Origin of the sequence: Pseudoalteromonas sp. SR41-8 (genome assembly GCF_014163915.1) — a bacterium.
In the GTDB taxonomy this organism is placed as follows: Bacteria; Pseudomonadota; Gammaproteobacteria; order Enterobacterales; family Alteromonadaceae; genus Pseudoalteromonas; species Pseudoalteromonas rhizosphaerae.
The window spans coordinates 15,052-35,058 of sequence record NZ_JACJEE010000039.1 but is presented as its reverse complement, the minus strand read 5'-3'; the positions used below and the strand labels follow the sequence as shown (position 1 = coordinate 35,058).

Sequence of the window (20,007 nt, the reverse complement as noted above, 5' to 3'; positions counted from 1 at the left end):
ATTAGATAGTTTTACCAGTAGATTTAAAGATACGTAATTTCTTACCATCTTCAATCTTGAAACCTACACGATCTGCTTTACTCGTTTCCGAGTTGAAGATCGCAACGTTTGATACGTCAATAGACGCTTCTTTCTCAACAATACCACCTGGCTGGTTCAATTGTGGAACCGGCTTTTGGTGCTTCTTGATTAAGTTAATGCCTTCGACAAATACTCGACCAGACTCGGTAACAACTGAAAGCACTTTGCCGCGCTTACCTTTGTCTTTACCTGCTAGAACGATTACTTCGTCATCACGACGGATTTTTGCTGCCATGATTGACTCCTTACAGTACTTCTGGGGCTAGTGAAACGATTTTCATGAACTTATCATTACGAAGTTCGCGAGTCACAGGGCCGAAAATACGTGTACCAATTGGCTGCAAGTTATCATTTAAGATAACAGCCGCATTGCTGTCAAAACGGATCAAAGAACCATCTGGACGACGAACGCCTTTCTTAGTACGCACAACTACCGCGTTTTTAACATCACCTTTCTTCACTTTACCGCGAGGAATCGCTTCTTTAACAGAAACTTTAATGATGTCACCAATCGCTGCATAACGACGGTGCGAACCGCCTAAGACTTTAATACACTGCACTTTGCGAGCGCCGCTGTTATCAGCAACTTCCAGCTGAGTTTGCATTTGGATCATGTTAATGACCTCCGGTGTAGTTATTACAACTGTCTTAAATTTGTTTAAAATCAAGACATTTAGGTTAAAAACCACTCAAAAAACAATCTAGTTGTCTCCCAAGGGCGGGCAATTGTATCAGCATTGCGGGGGTAGTGGTAGGTTATTTTTTAATTAATTTAGAATAACGAGGATGGTTGTTTTGTCGATGAAACATATTTTGCTATTTTAGCATTGATTATAAAACAATCAGGGCAATTTTATGCCCTGATTGTTTTATCACCGAATAAAATCGGCATTATTTGCCAAACAAACCTTTTAACTTATCTTTAATTTTATCTTTCGCTTTTTCTTTTACTTCATCTTCTGCCGCTTTGCTTACATCTAAGCTGATGCCAACATCATGAAATGGTCCTTTGATTCGCACTGGAATTTTAAAGCCGGTACTGTCATCTTGGGTACCCTGTCCTTCGAGAGAATCGACTATGCCTGTCACTAAGCGGTAGTTAACTGTCGTTGCTGGTAGATTAACATCCCCTTCACCACTAATACGTACTAATGGACTTAACAAACTCAGATCTGTGTTTTTACCTACGCCATTGGTAAAGTTAAAGCTACCCGTTAGCGCAGAGAAGTCGGTTTGCTGGGAATTATCAAAGCCAGTATCTAGTCCTTGTGATATTGCACCAAAGTTACCCTTAATTAGCTCTTTGCCTTTGCGAACCATTTCAGCAATGTTGGCGCCTTTTACTGCACCATCGGCAAATTCAAATGCTAGTTTACCCTGTAGGGCACTCATAAAGTCTTTTTGGCTCTGACCTGATGTTGCTAAGTCCCAATTGAGTGAGCCTTTGCCCATTAGCTTATCGAAGCCAGCGGCATCTGTTAGCAATGGTTGTGCATCTATTTTATCTAACGAGAAGTTGGTGCTGATTTTGTAAGGAGCTTGTTTCGCATTAACCGTTACTGTGCCTTTACCATTACCTTCGTAGGCGGCAAACTTATCTAGGCTGATCTTTGCTACGCCTTTGTTAAGGTTTACAGTGAATTGATTAGCACCAAGTTTGATTTCATTTGCTTTTAAGCCACTTGAACGGATCACCACATTCGCATCTAAGGCATTTAAGCCACTTAAATCCATTTTTGTGTCATCCCATACAATTGGTTTGGCTGGCTCGTCACTTTTAGGTTCTGGTTTATCTGCTGGCGCTACCACCTCAGGTAAGTAAGGATTTAAGTCCAGCATACCTAAATCGATGTCAGCATTAACGGCTAAACGCTTACCTAAATTAAGCTCGCTTTTTCCTTTGATCTCTAATGCATCAAGAGTGGCGACTAATTCAGCTAGGTTGAACTTATCACCTTGCATACGCATTTTGCCGCTAACACTAAATGCATTAAAGGCGCTTTCTTTAGCGTTCAGCTCGACTCCCTGCCATTTAGCAATGTCTTTTACTGAATCACCACTGAGCGCTAATTGACCTTGAATATCTTTACCTTGACCGGCTATTAAGCCTTTAAACTCAACATCAACCAACTTTGAAGTGACATCAGTTGTCACATTAAATGTATCACCTTCTATTGCTTTAGCTGGGTTATCAACTGTTACATCAAGCTCAAAGCGCTCTTGCATATAAGTGATCCCACCTTTGACTTCGAGTGATTTATGCAGTGAAGGCAGTAAAATAGCTAATTCTAAATCGCTAATTTGCTGTTTAGCTCCCGTTTGACCATCTAAATAAGTAAACGACCCACCATATATAGCTACTTCACCTAATTGAATATCAAAGTTTTCAGGTAGTTTGACTGCCTCACCTGCTTGAGTTTGCTGCTCAGGTTTCGTAGCTACTGCATCAAATAACTGCCAGTTAGCTTTACCATTTTTATCTGTTTCAAGCAGAATGTTTGGTTCATTGATCACAAACTTTTCTAGTTTAAGTTCACCACCAAATAGCGAAAACCAAGGAATATGAACTGCAAGTTGCTGCATGCTTGCCATATCTGCACGTGAGCCAGTTTTCATATTGGCAAAATGCACATCTTCAAGTTCAAGCTTCAAAGAAGGAAAAACGGATAATGTTTTATCGCCTTTAATAGTTAAAGTACGCCCTGTGGTTTGCTCAACCTGCTCAGAGACTTTATTAAAAATGGCATCGGTTGGAATTAAAAACGGTGCAGCAATAATTAAAGCAACAAGCAATAATAATATGACACCAATAACTTTAAATAAGGTCTTCATGATGGTCCTTTCAAATGTGCAAATAATGTTCTTATCATAGCGGGAGTTAGCATTAAAATCATTGTGCAACGAATAAAAATGCTATTCCCTGCATTCTACATTGAATATATGAATTGTGACTGAAATATTTTGATACCTTTAGGTTACAAAAAACAACTTGACCAAATGATACCCCAAGGTTACATTGATACCTGTAGGTTACAAAAATATAAATTAACACTTTCACAGGATGGACTTTATGAAACAACAAGATATTAAAACCGAAGAAAAATTTATGAACCAAAACGCATGGTTTTCGATCTTCATGGGTATAACCTTACTAATTATTAGCGTTTACCCCATGCTTAATCACACATCAGCACCGCTGCTGTTTTTAGGAAGTGCTGCTTTTCTTGGTTCATTTTTTATGTTTGTGATCAGAGGTGGCTTTACATGGAAATTAAGTTACCGCCTGACTTATAAAGATGAGTATTTAAATACTATAGACACGATAGCCTATAAACATGTTGTACTCGCTCTGCTGTTTAGCATGGGGGCGATATATTTAGCTTCAGATAACCTTGCTGTTGATGTAACACACAGTACCATGGCCACCTTTTACTTAGCTGTTATGAGTTTGGTATATGGCTTTTCAATTTTTTGGCAAAGCCGTGATTAGGAGATAATGTGCAAAACCATATAGCTGAATTTCGCAAAGCCGCTGGGCTTTCACAGCAAGAGCTAGCCGATGCTATCGCCGTTTCACGCAAAACAATCAGCACGGTCGAAACATCACGCTTTACACCTTCAGTGATCATTGCATTGAAGATAGCTCGGCAGTTTGAAACTACTGTGGAGCAGTTATTTTCACTTGAAGAAGCAGATTAACCCCTTTAAATGCAATCTTGTGCAGATTTAACTTATCAAGATTGCATCCCCTGTATTCTCCGGTATGATGCACAGCCCTGTTGTTTTAAGACGTTTTGCGCTAAAATTAAACAACTGAAAAATGTATTTAACCGGAGTACCATCAGGCATGAAAAAATTGCTCATTTCACCTTCACAAATGGCATTAGGCGAACAAGAAGGCCATATTTATCAAAATATTCTAAAGCAGGCTTCTGAAATCAGCTTAAACCTGATGGCGGTGAAAATAGAAAATCATCCTGAAGACTTCTTAGGTTGGTGCTATGAACTACTTAATGCTAGCCGTGACCGTATTAATCATGACTTACTCGAAACCAATCAATTACCAATTTTAAAAAAGCTTAATGACTTATTAGTTTCAGCAATTAGCTTCTTACAATTGAAAACATTACGCGTAGCGCCTTGGCCTGTAGTTAGTGTATTTATAGAGCAACATAAAGATGTGTTAGCCCTTGATGAACAGTTACGCCTTGCCAACTATATAGCTGGTATTCGCGAGCAATCACTGAAAGAGATGATCCCTGAAGATTTATTAGCATTTAGTGGCAAACATACTTCTGCACTGGATCCAAGTAGTTATAATTTTGATGTTGAATGGTTTAGCTCTACTAAAAGCGCCAAAGCTTTTCATCAAATGCTTGCCGACCTGCCTGCATTATTTGATGAAGCATTAGCACATATACCTTTAGAAGGTGAAGTAACTGAAGCTGATTACCAAGAATTTGTGGTCAAATATTTAAAAGCCTTTACTGATAGCAATGAAAAGCCAACGCTTGCACCGGCAACTCGTCTATTAGCAATGCGCCGCCCAGATGTTTTTACACCAATTAATAACACCCGTTTAGATGCACTTTGTTCAGCATTGGCTATTACTAAATTAAATAATCGTGACTTTGCGCGTTATTGGCAGGATATTGTCCAAGCAGTTCATGGTATGTCTTGGTTTAAAATGGCAAGTGGTGACAGCGAGCTGGATCAACAACTTGTTGCAATCAAAGCGTTAATTCCGTGCTTTTTCTATCACGCAGACAAAAACACGCCTGAAAACTCTAACTACATCAAGTTATTGAGTAAACCAAAGCGTACAACAACCACTGGCACTAGAAAAGTGCGTCGTGGTAAAGAGTCTGCTGAAATACTTGTTGATCGCGCACTTGCTGCTGACGATATGCCTGAGCATATTCGCGCAAAGCGTGATTCAATTATCAGCGAAGTACAAAAAGGCCGTGGCGTGAACGAAACAATCAGCCTAATGCGTACTATTTTTGGTTAAACCACAGTAAAAAATACAAAAACCCGCTGCAACTGAGTTGTGCATGCGGGTTTTTTTACGCACCAATAAAGTGCGCAAGCTTCGTAAAAAACAATCTCATCCTTTCACTATAAATATTTATACCTTTGTTTATAAAGTAATTTAAATATAAATTATTGCTTTTCATTTAACTTGGCACAAGCAGTGCAATTATCCTAGTAGACAACTAAAAATAGGATCCGCAATTATAGACTGCAATCTAATTAATAATTGCGAGCCAAAAAATCAGCATAACAACAGGATACCAAACATGTTAAAACTAAAATCAGCAATTGCGATCAGCACACTTGTACTCATGGGTGCAACATCTACAGCAGCATATGCAGAAGTAACAGCCAATGCCGCAGCAACTTCAAACTACTTATGGCGTGGTCAAGAACAAACCGGTGGTGATGCTGCAATTTCAGGTGGTATTGATTATGCCAACGAATCAGGTTTTTATGCTGGTACTTGGGCTTCAAATGCAAGCTGGGCCGATGAAATGACCTACGAGCTTGATCTCTATGCTGGTTTTGGTGGCGATATTAATGAAAATATGAGCTACGACGTTGGCTACATCTATTACGCTTACCCTGATGCAGCTTCTGGCGCAGACGCTGATTTTTCTGAAATTTACGGTAGCATCAGTATGGGTGGCTTTAGCTTTGGCGCATCAGTTCTTGCAACTTCAGCCGCAAGCGGTGATGGCACAGACTTTGGTGATTCGTTATACCTGACTGCAGATTACGGTTTCGCAGTTGGTACTAATGGCACTGAAATGGCTTTACACTTAGGTCACTACTCTGGTGATTTTATTGGTGATGACGATATCATCGACTACGGCGTATCTATCTCTAAAGATGGCTTCACTTTTGGTCTATCTGATACCGATATGGATGACAGTGATATTAAGGCTTACGTTGCTTTTTCAATGGACTTTAGCCTATAAAAAAGAATGTGTTACTTGCTGCAACACTAAGGGCCGTAAGGCCCTTTCTCGATCTTGGTAAGCGGTAAGCGGCTAAGTTCAGATTTTATGTCAAGACTTACCCTCAACTCAGACTGCTTAAAACTTACAACTCCTATGGCACACTGTGCCCTGTTGAACCCTGCCAAATACGATACCATTGTTCACGACTGAGTTTTAACTGCTTAGCGGCAACAGCCGATTTAACACGCTCAATGTTGCCAGTACCCAGTACCACTGATGGGAAACTTGGGTGCATTAATAACCACGCGTAAACCACTTGATCAATAGAACTTGCACCAATTTCGCTACCGACTTGCTCAAGTACTTGACGCAGGCGAATCGCTTTTTCATCATTTTCTGCAAAAATGCGACCGCCAGCCAAAGGTGACCAACACATAGGTTTAATATCAAGTAACTGACATTGGTCTAAACTACCATCATCAAGTGCTTGCATTTCATACGGTGAAAATTCAATTTGATTGGTCACCAATTCAAAATCAAGACGCGACTGCAATAAACTTAGTTGTGATGGCGTAAAGTTTGATACACCAAAATCGAGTACATCACCATTTTGCTTAAGAGTAGTGAATGCCTCAGCTACTTCGTCTGCATTCATCAAATAATCAGGGCGATGAATAAGTAATGCATCTAATCTATCGGTATTAAAATGCTTTAACGATTGCTGTGCTGAGCTAATAATATGTGCGGCACTCGAATCGTAATGATTAGCTTGGCCTGCTAATCCTAAGCTTGCAAAAGCAGGTTTAATACCACACTTGGTAATAATTCTAATCTCATCTCGAATACTTGGCTTTAAAGCCAAGGTTTTACCAAACTCTGCTTCACAGCCATATCCACCGTAAATGTCAGCGTGATCGGTGTGCCTTACGCCAGCTTCAATTGCTTGCTCGAGAAAAGCTAAACACTGTTGTGGAGTAATTTGCCAATCTAATAATCGCCAAAACCCTAGTACTAGTTCGTCAATTTTACGCTCTGCGTTGTTCATTATTATCTCTCAACTATTTGGTGCACGATGCTAAAAAATGCCAGCCTCTATACGAATGGACTATATTCTACTAACTTAATATACTTTTAATAGAGAGAAGAAGATAATATATCCAGTATAGAAAAAGCACCCATTAAAAAGTGAGTGCGATGCTAACTATATGATTGAGTTAAATAAGGTTAAGGTACTTAACTAGTACAACTTTAACATGATCTTTGATTATTAAAAATTACTGCACTTTATACGGTACCTGTGCACAACTCACCTCAACTGTTTTTGGGTACCAAATAGGCCCAACTTCGTTAACAACCAGTTCTGCTAAGCCATTAGTAAATGATTTATAAGTGTGCACACTTTGCCATTGCGGATCAGGGCAAATCTCAGATAAATCAACCGCATTCGAGCCCTCATAAAGAGCGGCGGCAAAGTTGTGATGCCATTGCTCACTTTTATGGTTTTCAGCTAAGTCATCATATTCACCGTTATCAAAATGAATATTAGTACACCCCGCTAACACGACAATAAATACAATAGTGAACAACCCTGTTAACTTTTTCATATTCCAACTCCTTCGCTACCTTGCTCCTGACACCAGACTTTAATTGTGTGTGGTGCATAAATACCTAACGTGACTAACCCTAGCGCACCATCGGTAAATGTTTGTTGTGATTGCATTTGCACCACAGTTTGATCGCCACATACCTTTTTTACATCAACACGCTGCTCACCAACCAGTCCCCACATAAAAAATGGACGGCTATCTTGATAAGTTGGTTTTGAGCTAAGTTTAGCCATTTTTTGTGGTTGGATTGTTACAGCTGAACACCCTCCAAGCACAATAAATAACAAACTTATTAAAAAAATTCGCATAACTTAATCCTGATTAATTTAGTGGTGCAGAGTGTAAAATGAATGCCTACTAAAAAAAGTAAGAAACTGTATTGAAAATGTAGAAACAAACTGTATTCATTAGCTTGGCAAGCTTTTTTAGGAACTTTATCTTATTTAGAGCACCTAAAATGCAGTAACATTCTTTTTAGTCAAATTACTTTAAGGTCATTGATGCAGATAAAATCATTTTCTTTTATTGCTATTGTAGCAATTGCCATTGCTTTGCTAAGCATCACAGCATTGGCCACAGCACCATTATCAGACGAATATAAAGGCTTTACTGAAACAGCTCATACACTCACGCAAGATGTAACAACATCAAGGACCGATTATTTTTGCAGGGGAACTCAATGCATGTAGTGATGCAAGGCAAAAGGTAGCTATTACCGCACTTTATAAGCTTGGTTTCTCAAAAACGCTTTATATTGATGATAAACGGACAAATGCTTTTGGTCTTGCGCTTTAACAAATATAGCCCCGCGGTGTGACCGTTAATACAACCCGTGTGCCACAACAACAAAGCTCAGATCACAATCCTATAATGGTAAATTTACACCTAAATGAGGCTATAGATGAAACACTTACCCCATAATATATACGTTTTTATAGCGTGCCTTTTACTGTGCGTTAGTCGGCTAAGTGTTGCAGCAAGCGCAGATCAGGAAGTCAGTCACTTAATTAGTTTTATTAAGCAAAGTAAAGCAACGTTTATTCGAAATGGCGATGAACATAACAGTGAAGAAGCGGCTGAGCATTTAGCCATGAAATACCGAAAAGCCAAACGCTATGCAAAAACCGCTGATGATTTTATTGACAACCTTGCCAGCAAAAGTTCATGGAGTGGTAAAGCCTATACGGTTATTTTACCTGATAGTAGCACATTAACCGCTAGCAAATGGTTAACTGATGAATTAGCCCGTTTTAGAGCAATAGAAAAGCCGCAATAAATGCGGCTTTTCACCTTGTGAAAGTGGATATAAACCAAGTCTCAGCTAACGAACTCTAAAACTTAGCCAAGTTATCAACACTATCTTTATCAATTAACTTAACAAAAGGATCAACCCCTGCGAAAAGCGGCTTTTCTTTCACTTTTAGTTCAATGGTGTTAGTGCCGGTTACTAACCGGTGCTTTTGTGAATAAATCACAAAATCTTCAGCTAGTAGGTTTTCAGGATCATCGTTAAATAATGCAATATCAATCATTTCATCAAGTGGTTGCTCTGCTTCTTCACCTTGACCATCGGCACGCTTTTTAGCGGCCTCGACAGTTAGAGTGACCGTGTACAAGCCATCACTATCAGCCTCATCAGATACTTTCGCTTCTTTCATTGTCAGCTCATATAAAGTGATATACATAAACTGATCATCAATGAACGCTTGCTCTGCGGGAGTCGCGTCACGTTTCAAATAACTAAGTAAATCTAACGTGGTCGGGTAAGGATTACTTTGATATTTAAAGTCACTAACAAACTCTTTTAAAATGCTGTTTAAACGCTCCTCACCAAACAAATCATGCATGGCCATCATCACCACTGAACCTTTTTGGTAATAAATATGCGCTTGGCTTTCTACTTTATACAGCGGCATTTCTTGATACGCTTCAACCGAGCGACCTTGCAAATACTTATCAAGTTCATACTTTAAGAATTTACGTAGCTTTTGCTCACCGTATTTTTTCTTAAGTACCATAATTGCGCTGTATTGCGATAAACTTTCTGACAATACTGCAGCACCTTGCACATTAGCTCCGGTAACCTGATGCCCCCACCACTGGTGAGCCACCTCATGAGCAGTAACATAGTAAGGCACATCAATCTTAGTACTGTCTCGGTTATCTGTAATAAAGCCTATTTGCTCTGAATAAGGTACAGTATTAGCAAAGCTTTGTGCAAATGACTCATAACCAGGGAACTCAATAATACGCATTTGCTTATGTTGATAAGGACCAAACTCCGCAGAAAAATAATCAATTGAATCAGTAACCGACTCAATCATACGATCCACGTTCCACGTATGGTCTTGATGGTAATAGACTTCAACATTTACTCCATTATGCGTTATTTTTTTAGACTCTAAACGAGCGGATAAAATGGCATAAAAGTTTATTATTGGTGAATCCATTTCATAACGGAACGTGCGTCGTCCGTCAGTCACTGTTTCACTTTTTAAATAACCTGGTGCAATTGCAAATTGCGACTCATCAGTAGTAATGGTTGCAGCAAAGTTGATAAAACCACCATTCGCGCCAAACATGCTTTGTTTGTAATACTGAGTGTCTTCAAGTTTATTAGCACGCTGTAGCTCAGGTAAGCCACGTTTACGACGCTCATGTTTATCCGTTAATTGATAACTGTCGTTATAACCAAAGCGCGGGAATAAGCGCCAATTATCAATAAAGGTGCCATTAGCAACAAGCTTAGTATCGGTGTTGCTATCGGCAAAACCTTGGTGGCTGCGCTCGACTGAAATCTCACCTTTGCGCACTTCACCAGGCATTAATGGCTGAGTAAATTCAAACCACGCTGAGTTATAGTCAGGCAATTGTTCAGTGATGTCCCCTCCGGCAATTTTAACACTCCACTGAGGGCTGTTATCCGGTTTACTCACCAAAAATCGCTTAATTGCTTGCTCACTAGTATTGGTAATAAGCACATTGGCAGTGGCGAGTATTTTGCGCTGCTGTGGATATATCGCAACATTAAGATCAACGTCAGTGATTATCGGCAGTGGGTCATCTTTATACTGCACAAACTGTTGCTCGTATTCAACTTGCAAGTTTTCAAGTTGATCTTTAGTATAAAAATCATTCAGCACTCTTGTATTATAATAAATTTGTGCGCCCGCAGCGATAAATACCACTAACCCAAGTACTGCCGCCGCTTGCCCTTTTCGACCTAAGTTATATTTTAACTGCGCAAAACGATTGCGTAAGCTTTGTGACGGGCCACGGTGCCACAATGCAAGCCCAATAACGGCTAGCACCACACTTAACCCTCCCCAATAAAGTGTGTACCATGCCACTCCAGTTAAGTAATGACCATAACCGTTAATATCTGAATAAGCAGCAGGACTTGATTGGGCAAAATGAAACATATTATGACTAAACCCATAATTACTTAGCACTATTGACACTAAATAATACAGTCCAAATAATCCCATGCCGATGTATTTATTAGCACTGATTATCTGCAGAAAAAAGGCCAGAATAGCGAGCATTACAAAAGGTAAAAAAGCAAAATAACCTAACCTAAATAGGTATTGTCCAAGCTCTAAATTAAACTGTCCTTTAATTAGCTGTACAGTAATTGTCAGTACCATACTAAAAATATAAAGCAGACCAATAACACTCACTAAAGCCAATAGCTTAGACACCCAAAACACACTATTATGCACCGGAAAGCTATCGACAATATCACCCATGCCGCTATTGCGTTCACGCCATACTAGCTCAGCGCTGTAGTACACAATAACAATAGTAATTAATAGTCTTATTGCATTTTGAATGATACCAACCATGTTTTGAGTAACAGGCCAATTAACTGTGCCATACCAACCAACTGGAGCTAGTAATGGCACCATAAGTACAGCTAAAGTAATAATACCTAAAATCAAAAATGGCGCACTGATAACAACTTGTTTAAACTCAAAAGCACAGCGCAATAATAGCTGTTGTTTGAAAGAACTTGCGCTCGCTTTGTGATTTACCGAAGAAGCAATGAGAGCCGCCTCTTTTTGTTTAGTTAAATTAGAGGCAGCGAGTTTCTTCTTTTCGCGCTTGATAACAATGCGAGATGACAGCTTGCCTGAGGCAAAAAATATAACAGCTGCCAATATAACCCATAATATACGATTAAATAGTAAAACCCCTGTTAGCTCTAACGTTTGAGTATTTTTATCACTCGCAGTCCAATAACGAGTAATATCAAGTAATGAGCCACTTGCAAAAGGATCGGCATAACCCACTATCCATCGAAACGCTAAATCATCAAAGTAAACAGATACGGTAGAGTAGGCGATTAAAAATGCAACCGCGGTAAGATATACTGCCATCATTGAGCGAAAATACGTTGCCACACCATTAAATATAGCCGCTAAAACAAACAAGCTAGGCACTGCCATATAAAAATAGGCCGTTAAGTAATAGCCTAACTTGTTATCTCCTACCAACTCAGGATCAAGCCAACCAACTAGCAAACCAAAACCAGATCCTAAATATATTCCCAGCGGTACAAACGCAAAAATAAGCGCAACAACACAGTACGAACCTAAAAAGCGCCCTAATTGATACATTAATGGCTTGAATGGCTTGCTAAAAACTAGCTCTGACATATTCGTTTCATCATTACGAATCGCAGAACCAGCAACAAAATTTACCACTAAAAAAATAGCAAACTGAAGCAAAATACTAACTAGCATCAAGATACTAAATGGTGAATTCACATTAACGTTGCTGCCACCAAGTAAGACGTTGTCACTGCTACTTGCAAAAAAAGCCACTAAAAAAAAGATTAAAGCGGTTACATAAAATGAAGGCTGACGTATAAAATAACGCAGCTCAAAGGTAAGCATATTTAAAAACATGATATCCCCCCTACGCTGCACTGATATTACGATGCTGATGCAAAGTAGAAAAATACACATCTTCTAAGTTAGCATGACTAGCAGTAAACCCTTCAGGAGCTTGCTCACCATACACATTTAAAATTGTCTGCCCAGCGAATAAACGCTTTGAAATCACTGGTAGATGCTGTTCAAGCTCTTGCGCTTCAGTTTGGCTAGTTGTTTTTTGCCAAATTTTACCTTGGAGTTTATCAGTAAGTGCTATTGGGTTACCTTCAAGTAAAATTTTGCCACTGGCTAATACCGCCATATTAGGGCAAAGCTCCGCGACATCTTCAACAATGTGAGTTGATAAAATGACCACTTTTTTCTCGCCAAGGCTTACTAATAAATTATGAAAACGATTACGCTCTTCAGGATCAAGACCTGCTGTTGGCTCATCAACAATCAGTAAATCAGGGTCACCAAGTAATGCTTGTGCGATACCAAAACGCTGGCGCATACCACCAGAAAAACCACTCACGGCTTTATTACGATGCTGATACAAATTTGTATGTGCCAACAAGCCTTCAACCGACTCTTTACGCAGTGCTTTATTATCGAGCCCTTTTAAAACAGCCATATGATCAAGTAAGTCATAAGCTGAAACTCGCGGATAAACACCAAAATCTTGTGGTAGGTAGCCTAAACGCTGACGAAGCGCTTGTGGGTCTTTAAATGCATCAATACCGTCAAAGATCACAGAACCTGCATCGGCTGACTGCAAAGTGGCAACAGTACGCATTAACGATGATTTACCGGCGCCATTTGGTCCAAGTAATCCAAACAGACCTTTTCCTATTGATAAATCAACCCCTTGTAGTGCGTGCACCCCGTTATCGTAAGTTTTTGATAACCCAGTTATTGATAGCATTTTTACTTCCTAGTATTTGATTATAATAATTATTTATACGAAGTAAGTTACATTACCAGTAAGTTAGTAACAATAGCAGGAGGTTGTAATTTTGTAACAGAATGAAAACAGAAAAGCCGCAATAAGTGCGGCTTGGTTTCACTCTTAGGAGAGGTGAACTTAAATTCTGAAGTAACACTAACTCAAAGCTGTATTTAATACTGCAGTAGTTATTTTCATCATCAGTTTGCACTAGCGATAACTTTATATAACTAAGTTATCGACAAAATCTGCCTGCACTAATGATTTTTGAATGTCTAAATAATGACTGCCGGTATGCTCGGCTGAGTATTCAAAGCATGTGCTTGTAATAATGTTGCTTTGTTTTTAGCTACCCATGCATTCTTAATTTCGAACTATACTGTATGAAAACATAGCTGAACAATCTGTGAACACAATGTGCAATTAACAATCATTATTTTAGGAAATAACATAACTGTAAAGTAGATATTACTTGCACCTAATCTCGCTACTGGGTATAAAAATAGTTATCAACATTTAATAAGAAGCGAAAAGCCATGCAGCAACATGACCACCAACCACTTACAGACTTTATTGAATATCCACATGAACAGATGCTTGAACGCGCTAATGAGTTTTTAACGACCAGCCAACGTCGTCATACAATTCGTAGTTTTAGCGACCGACCGGTGCCAAAAGATATTATTCAAACCTGCATTAAAGCCGCAGCTACAGCACCAAGTGGTGCAAACCACCAACCGTGGCATTTTGTAGCAATTAATAGTAGTGATGTGAAAAAGCAAATTCGTGAAGCAGCCGAGAAATTAGAACGCTCATTTTATGAAGGCCGCGCTGGTGAAGAGTGGTTAGATGCTCTAAAGCCATTAGGCACTGATGCCAGCAAACCTTATTTAGAGCATGCACCTTGGCTAATTGCCGTATTCAGCCAAAAGAAAGGCGGCTTAAATACTGATGATAAAAACACCAACTACTATGTGCATGAGTCAGTCGGTATTGCCACCGGCTTTTTAATTCAAGCATTACATCGCGCAGGGCTTGCAACACTGACTCACACACCTAAACCAATGAGCTTTTTAACCGACATTTGTGGCCGCGACAAAGACAACGAACGCCCCTATATGCTGCTCATTGCCGGTTACCCAAGTGATGATGCTACTGTTCCTAATCATGCCTTGGTGAAAAAATCACTCGATGAAGTTGCGACCTTCATTTAGGTTTAAAATCCACCGCTAATGTGTCGCCGGCGTTAAGCCCGGCGATAATATGCTGTTTAGCATTAATCACCTCCCCTAAACGAACAAAGCGGCGCTCAATCTTTTGCTCGTTAATAACATATACCATGGCTAATTGACCGTACTCATGCACCCAACTTGGCTCAATTAAAATTCCTTGCTCGGTATCCAGTGGCAAGTGAAGCTGTCCATATAAACCAGGCATCAAGTTTGATTGTGTTGGCAACTCTAAACGAATTAACATACTACGTGCAGCACTATCGGCAATCGGAACAATTTCACTCACCACCGCAACAGCGGTTATATTAAGTGAAGGCAAACTGACCGTTAAGCTTTGACCCAGTGTGAGGCTAATTGCCTGACGTTCTCGCACATTAAATTCAAGCTGTAATTGTTGTGGATTATAAAGTGCCAATAAAGGTGAACCAGGCACTGCGGTATCACCTGGTTCAACTAACCGCTCTACAACAACTCCAGAAATGGGCGCTTTTATACGGGTAAATTCAAGTGCGACTTGTGCTTGGGTTTGCTGTTGCTTGGCAACAGCTAAGCTTGCGGTTAAGTTATCAAATTTCGCTTTTGCCTCATCATTATCACTAACCGATACCAACCCTTGTGAATATAAGTCAGTTACGCGCTTAAGCTGTTTATCAGCTTGTGTAAGTGACGCTTGAATGGCTTTTATTTGCGCATCACTTTGTGCCAATTGCGCTTTAAAATCGTCTTGCTGCAAAGTAATGAGAACATCGCCTTGCACAACACTATCACCAGCACGTACATTTAAACGTTCCACTTGTGCCATCACTCGTGACGAAATTTGCGTGTTTTGTTTTGCAATCACAGTACCGGGAACATCTTCACTGCGCTTGATCGCCGTCAGCTCAACGGTAGCGACTTTTCCCTCATATGTCGTTGCTAATACGGGTTTATTTCCTGCGGCTTGTTTATTTGAAAAGCTGCCTGCCATATAAAGCACAGCAACAATAATCACTAACAACGCAATGATTGAGCCGAACAGTTTTGATTTACCTTGCATGAGCTTCATCCTCGGTTGTTTGTGTGTTCGCAAACACTAAATAATAAACTAGCGGCACCACAAACAACGAAAACAATGTTGATGCCACAATGCCAAAAATAATAGCGATAGCAAGACCACTAAATACGGGGTCTAACGTAATCACTAAGTTGCCTAATAAAGTTGTGCCAGCAGTCAGTAATACTGGCCGCATCCGCGTTGTGCCTGCGGCAATCAATGCCGCTTTTATTGCCATCCCTTGCCCGCGAGCTTGATTAATAAACTCAACTAAAATAAGCGAGTTACGCACCACAATACCAGCAAGTGCTATCATGCCGATCATCGCTGTTGCGGTGAATAGCACAGGCTCTGGAGCACCGGCTATGGAGCGCTCACCAAACTGATTTAATAACCAAAAACCCGGCATAATACCAATCACAGTAAGTGGAATAGCCGACATAATAATCAGTGATAAACTGGCAGATTGCGTTTGTATTCGTAAAATAATAAAAATGGCGGTTAACGCAAAAGCAAACGCAATTCCCATATCTCTAAACACATCAATTGTGATCCGCCATTCACCTTCACCACTAAACGTTACATGCGTGCCTTGTGGTAATTGCCAAGCCTGAGTTCCACCGTTATTAAAAAAGCTGCGGGCTAACCAATTTGTTTGCTCAAAATCATCGCTACTTACATTTAAATCAGCGTTTACGTCCGCAATGATTTCTGCAGGAGTACGACCATTAAGCTCTGCCATCACGTATACAACCTCGCGTTGGTCTTTACGCATAATCGGTTTTGCGACATTTAGGTTATGAAATTCACCCAGCTCAGATAAAGCCACCAACGGTCGTGGCGCACTAGTTAAACCAAACTCATTAGTTGATTTTGCCAGCTCTCTATCACCTCTGATTTGTATAGCAAGCAGTTGCGCTAATTGGTTTCGCTGCTGATATGGTAATTGCATTTTGATCTCAACGGGCTGCGTTTCACCACTGACATACATTACGCCCACATTTTTACCCGCAGATGCAATCGTTAATGTATTGGCAATATCTTGTGTTGATACCGCCGACAAAGCCGCCTTGGCTTTATCGGTAATAAAGCGCTGCATCGGTGCCATGGCTGCAATACTTGTATCAACTTCAACCACATGGGGCTCTTGCTTCAGTCGTTGTGCAACTTGTTGAGCCGCTTGATGGTGGGTTTGCGTATCAACAAACGGATCACGATACACTTCAGCCACTAAGGTGCTAAATACTGGCGGCCCGGGTGGAACTTCAACCACTTTTATCACAATGCCGTTAACGGCCAATGGCTCAAGCTGTTTACGTAAACGCATCACGACACCATGAGACTGTTGCTCGCGCTGCGCTTTGTCTAATAGTAATACTCTAAGCTCAGCTAAATTAGCGGCCTCACGGCGATAATAACCGCGCACCATACCATTAAAATCCATGCTTGATGGTTGCCCAACATACGCAGCTATTTCACTTACTTCACTAAGCTGCCATGTTATAGCTTGTACTTTACGAACGGTCAGTGTTGTTTGCTCCAGATTCGTCCCCTCGGGCATATCTATCAGTACTTGTAGTTCATTTTTATTATCAAACGGCAATAACTTCAGCGGCACCATTCGCATCACGGGCAGCAATGCACTGATAATAAATAATCCTAAGGTTGCCCATAAAATCAGTTTTGCGCGCCCTTTACTGGCCAGTAAAGGCGTTAATAAGCGTTCATAAATAGCTACTTTAGGGGAAGTTAAATCATTGTGCTCAACAACCGGTTCTTTTAATAACTTCATGGCAAGCCAAGGAGTTACAAAGAATGCCACAATGGTTGAGACCATCACGCTTACAGGCACATTAAATGCCATTGGTGCCATATATGGGCCCATCATGCCAGTGATATAAGCCAAAGGAATAAAAGCCACCATGATGGTCAGTGTCGACATTAATAATGCACCACGTATTTCGCTCATTGCAGCGACAATCTGTTGTTTTTTATTGCCTTTGTTTTGTAAAAAACGGCTAATATTATCAATGCCCGTTATCGGATCATCCACCAGCAAGCCCAGTGATAATATCAATGCAAATAACGTTACTCGGTTGATGGTGTAACCAAACGCAAAATCGAGGCTTAAGGTTATGCCATAACAAATTGGCACAGCTAAACCAACAACGATAGCGGGTCGCCAGCCTAAGAACACGCCAACAAAAATCACTACGGTAAATACCGCAAACACTAAGCTTGAGGTTAAATTATTCACTTTTTCGTTAGCGGTTTGCCCGTAATCTCTAAGTATTGTGTAATCTATTTGCGAAGGTAAAAAATTAGTTTTTAAATCAGCCATCATTGCGTGTACATCATTTGCGACCGCGACTGCATTTGTGCCCGCTTTTTTAGCAACACTTAAGGTAACTAAAGGATGCTCTTGTGTGGTATCAGATTGCGCTAGCCACTGATAATTTTCAGGCTCACTTGGTCCATCGAGTACTTTTGCAATATCTTTTAAATAAACACTTTTGCCGTTAATAACATTTACAACAAGCTGCTCAATCGCGGCTTTTGTTCGTAACACATCACCAGCTTGTAGCATGATTTGTTGCTCTGCATTAACAACACTGCCAACCTGAGATAATTGATTAGATACACTCAGTGCATAATAAACATCGCTGAGCGTAGTTTGATGAGCTGCTAGGGCCGTCGCATCTAAATTGACCGTTAAAGTGCGTTTGCGCCCAGCAATCACTTTAACTTCACTGGTGTTTTCTATGCGCTGTAAACTATTCGCAATTTCGTTAGCAAAACGGGTTAACTCATAGTCGTTATATAATTTAGGATCTTTACTAAATAAGCCTAGCATCACAATCGGCACGTCATTTACTTCGACCGGGCGCACCTGCCATGAGCTAATAACTGACGCCATGGTATGTTGATAACTATATAGTTTGGCGTAAGTATCGAGGATTGCTTGTTCACGATCATGACCCACAGTAAAGCGCAATGTCACCACAGTGCCATTACTTTGTGTGGTTGAATAAATATGCTCAACACCGCGTAATTGCGCCAATAACTTTTCGAGTGGTTGCGTGACCAGCCTTGCCACTTCGGGAGCTTCAATGTTAGGAGCTGAGACATAAATATCCAGCATCGGCACCACTATTTGCGGTTCTTCTTCACGGGGAGTTTGCTGTAAAGCCATAATGCCAAGCAACACAGCCATTACAAAAATAATGATAGGAATACGCCCGTTAAGACTATTTTTTACTGCACTGTCGAGCTTATCCATTTGGTTATTCCTTACAAAATAAACCATAGAGCGTGGCTAACATAGCCTGTGCGTTGTCGTTAATCACCCGATAATAGATGGTCTGGCTTTCGCGACGAGTACTAACAATATTTGCTTTTCGTAGTGCAGCCAAATGCTGCGATAAAGCAGACTGTGCCAATGGTACAGCCGCATTTAATTCAGAAACACTCATTTCACGCCCCTGCAAAGAGCACAAAATCATTAAACGGTTTTTATTTGCTAAAATTTTTAATAGCTGCTCAGCATGCTCTACGTTATTAGCCATAGCTGCAAAGTCGATAGTCATAGTTCCACTCTTATATTCAAAGTACAGCAGATTATAGTTAGCTATATTAGAAAAGTCTAATATTATAATTTACTAATGTAGCTTTATCTAATATATTAAATAGTAACAGTCACTATTACTAAGGTTAACCGTGAAACTAAACGATGCTCTTCGCTTGATAGCAGGTGTAATGATTTGCATATCATTGTTACTACAGCAATTTCATGATCCATTGTGGATTTGGTTTACAGTGTTTATTGCTCTAAACTTAATTCAATCAGCATTTAGTAAATGGTGCCCGATGATCACTCTTTTAAAAAAACTAGGTTTCGAGGAATAACATGCTTACTTCAATCCCAGATCTAATGAAAATAATTACGCCAAATCAACGCCGAATTGAGGCTACACAGGCCAAGCAAGAAATTGCTGACAACAAAGGGCTATTAATTGACGTACGTGAACCCGCCGAACATGCGGCAAAAGCAGCTATCGGCGCAATTAATATTCCCCGAGGTTTACTAGAAATGAAGTTAATGGAAATCGAAAAAGACCCAGCTCGGCCAATTTACTTACACTGCGCCAGTGGCGCACGCGCAACATTAAGCGCTGAAGCACTTACCCGCGTTGGTTATGAAAACGTCACCGTTATTACCTGTAATGCAGAACAGGTTTGCCAAGTATTTTAATGCAATTGGCATAACAGCT

20 protein-coding genes are annotated in these 20,007 nt (G+C 40.2%); 9 read left to right on the top strand and 11 right to left on the bottom strand.

The genetic code is table 11. The features are described from left to right. Nucleotide 1 precedes the first annotated feature (1 nt). The 3 genes from rplX to H5162_RS18900 form a co-directional block, all read right to left on the bottom strand. On the bottom strand, nucleotides 2-316 hold the full coding sequence (gene rplX / locus H5162_RS18910) for a 50S ribosomal protein L24 (protein ID WP_016710194.1): 315 nt from the start codon (nucleotides 314-316) through the stop codon (nucleotides 2-4). Nucleotides 317-326: 10 nt separating this feature from the next. Further along, a complete protein-coding gene (rplN, locus tag H5162_RS18905) occupies nucleotides 327-695 on the bottom strand; it encodes a 50S ribosomal protein L14 (RefSeq protein ID WP_011329449.1) in 369 nt (122 codons plus the stop codon). Between the two features lie 277 nt (nucleotides 696-972). Next, the gene (locus H5162_RS18900; protein ID WP_182758461.1) at nucleotides 973-2,913 is read right to left on the bottom strand and encodes an AsmA family protein; all 1,941 of its coding nucleotides are present in this window, start codon (nucleotides 2,911-2,913) and stop codon (nucleotides 973-975) included. A 238-nt stretch (nucleotides 2,914-3,151) separates the two neighbouring features. Between H5162_RS18900 and H5162_RS18895 the strand changes: the two genes are divergently transcribed. From H5162_RS18895 to H5162_RS18880, 4 genes are all read left to right on the top strand, one after another. Continuing rightward, nucleotides 3,152-3,571 (top strand): hypothetical protein, encoded by a 420-nt coding sequence (locus H5162_RS18895; protein ID WP_145241927.1) that lies wholly within the window; start codon nucleotides 3,152-3,154, stop codon nucleotides 3,569-3,571. A gap of 8 nt (nucleotides 3,572-3,579) precedes the next feature. Further along, complete coding sequence (locus H5162_RS18890; RefSeq protein WP_145241929.1) at nucleotides 3,580-3,780, top strand: helix-turn-helix transcriptional regulator; 201 nt, start codon at nucleotides 3,580-3,582, stop codon at nucleotides 3,778-3,780. A 148-nt stretch (nucleotides 3,781-3,928) separates the two neighbouring features. Next, nucleotides 3,929-5,092, top strand: a complete 1,164-nt coding sequence (locus H5162_RS18885) for a hypothetical protein (protein ID WP_145241931.1) — start codon at nucleotides 3,929-3,931, stop codon at nucleotides 5,090-5,092. A gap of 289 nt (nucleotides 5,093-5,381) precedes the next feature. Next, a complete protein-coding gene (locus tag H5162_RS18880) occupies nucleotides 5,382-6,059 on the top strand; it encodes a TorF family putative porin (protein ID WP_145241933.1) in 678 nt (225 codons plus the stop codon). A gap of 133 nt (nucleotides 6,060-6,192) precedes the next feature. Here the strand turns inward: H5162_RS18880 and H5162_RS18875 are convergent, their stop codons facing one another. The 3 genes from H5162_RS18875 to H5162_RS18865 form a co-directional block, all read right to left on the bottom strand. Beyond that, nucleotides 6,193-7,086 carry an aldo/keto reductase family oxidoreductase gene (locus H5162_RS18875; protein ID WP_182760409.1) on the bottom strand — a complete coding sequence of 298 codons (894 nt, stop codon included), beginning with the start codon at nucleotides 7,084-7,086 and terminating at the stop codon, nucleotides 6,193-6,195. A gap of 229 nt (nucleotides 7,087-7,315) precedes the next feature. Next, nucleotides 7,316-7,645, bottom strand: a complete 330-nt coding sequence (locus tag H5162_RS18870; RefSeq protein WP_145241937.1) for a Bor/Iss family lipoprotein — start codon at nucleotides 7,643-7,645, stop codon at nucleotides 7,316-7,318. After that, on the bottom strand, nucleotides 7,642-7,956 hold the full coding sequence (locus H5162_RS18865) for a Bor family protein (RefSeq protein ID WP_145241939.1): 315 nt from the start codon (nucleotides 7,954-7,956) through the stop codon (nucleotides 7,642-7,644). Before H5162_RS18865 ends, H5162_RS18870 begins: the two co-directional genes overlap by 4 nt. A gap of 192 nt (nucleotides 7,957-8,148) precedes the next feature. Between H5162_RS18865 and H5162_RS18860 the strand changes: the two genes are divergently transcribed. Together H5162_RS18860 and H5162_RS18855 are read left to right on the top strand one after the other, a co-directional pair. Further along, a complete protein-coding gene (locus tag H5162_RS18860; RefSeq protein ID WP_182760410.1) occupies nucleotides 8,149-8,337 on the top strand; it encodes a hypothetical protein in 189 nt (62 codons plus the stop codon). A 212-nt stretch (nucleotides 8,338-8,549) separates the two neighbouring features. Beyond that, the gene (locus tag H5162_RS18855) at nucleotides 8,550-8,924 is read left to right on the top strand and encodes a DUF5329 domain-containing protein (protein WP_145241943.1); all 375 of its coding nucleotides are present in this window, start codon (nucleotides 8,550-8,552) and stop codon (nucleotides 8,922-8,924) included. Between the two features lie 55 nt (nucleotides 8,925-8,979). On the opposite strand, the gene H5162_RS18850 is transcribed toward H5162_RS18855, so the two are convergent. Both H5162_RS18850 and H5162_RS18845 read right to left on the bottom strand, forming a co-directional pair. Continuing rightward, nucleotides 8,980-12,558: a M1 family aminopeptidase gene (locus tag H5162_RS18850; protein WP_182760411.1), complete on the bottom strand. Its 3,579-nt coding sequence runs from the start codon at nucleotides 12,556-12,558 to the stop codon at nucleotides 8,980-8,982. A 10-nt stretch (nucleotides 12,559-12,568) separates the two neighbouring features. After that, nucleotides 12,569-13,450 (bottom strand): ABC transporter ATP-binding protein, encoded by an 882-nt coding sequence (locus tag H5162_RS18845; RefSeq protein WP_145241947.1) that lies wholly within the window; start codon nucleotides 13,448-13,450, stop codon nucleotides 12,569-12,571. Nucleotides 13,451-14,007: 557 nt separating this feature from the next. Here H5162_RS18845 and H5162_RS18840 point away from each other — a divergent pair. Next, nucleotides 14,008-14,685 carry a nitroreductase family protein gene (locus tag H5162_RS18840; protein WP_145241949.1) on the top strand — a complete coding sequence of 226 codons (678 nt, stop codon included), beginning with the start codon at nucleotides 14,008-14,010 and terminating at the stop codon, nucleotides 14,683-14,685. Here H5162_RS18840 and H5162_RS18835 read toward each other — a convergent pair. From H5162_RS18835 to H5162_RS18825, 3 genes are read right to left on the bottom strand one after another with little or no spacing between them, the layout of a single operon-like run. Beyond that, on the bottom strand, nucleotides 14,678-15,739 hold the full coding sequence (locus tag H5162_RS18835) for an efflux RND transporter periplasmic adaptor subunit (RefSeq protein WP_182779300.1): 1,062 nt from the start codon (nucleotides 15,737-15,739) through the stop codon (nucleotides 14,678-14,680). The two genes, H5162_RS18840 and H5162_RS18835, sit on opposite strands and share 8 nt — an antisense overlap. Continuing rightward, nucleotides 15,729-19,016 (bottom strand): efflux RND transporter permease subunit, encoded by a 3,288-nt coding sequence (locus tag H5162_RS18830; RefSeq protein ID WP_182779299.1) that lies wholly within the window; start codon nucleotides 19,014-19,016, stop codon nucleotides 15,729-15,731. The genes H5162_RS18835 and H5162_RS18830 overlap by 11 nt, the downstream gene beginning before the upstream one ends. 4 nt (nucleotides 19,017-19,020) lie before the next feature. Next, a complete protein-coding gene (locus H5162_RS18825; protein WP_149983086.1) occupies nucleotides 19,021-19,323 on the bottom strand; it encodes a metalloregulator ArsR/SmtB family transcription factor in 303 nt (100 codons plus the stop codon). Nucleotides 19,324-19,453: 130 nt separating this feature from the next. Here H5162_RS18825 and H5162_RS18820 point away from each other — a divergent pair, with 130 nt between their 5' ends. Further along, on the top strand, nucleotides 19,454-19,642 hold the full coding sequence (locus tag H5162_RS18820) for a DUF2892 domain-containing protein (protein WP_149983085.1): 189 nt from the start codon (nucleotides 19,454-19,456) through the stop codon (nucleotides 19,640-19,642). A 1-nt stretch (nucleotide 19,643) separates the two neighbouring features. Continuing rightward, nucleotides 19,644-19,988, top strand: coding sequence for a rhodanese-like domain-containing protein (locus tag H5162_RS18815; protein WP_182732369.1), 345 nt, complete (start codon nucleotides 19,644-19,646; stop codon nucleotides 19,986-19,988). The last annotated feature ends 19 nt before the right edge of the window (nucleotides 19,989-20,007 follow it).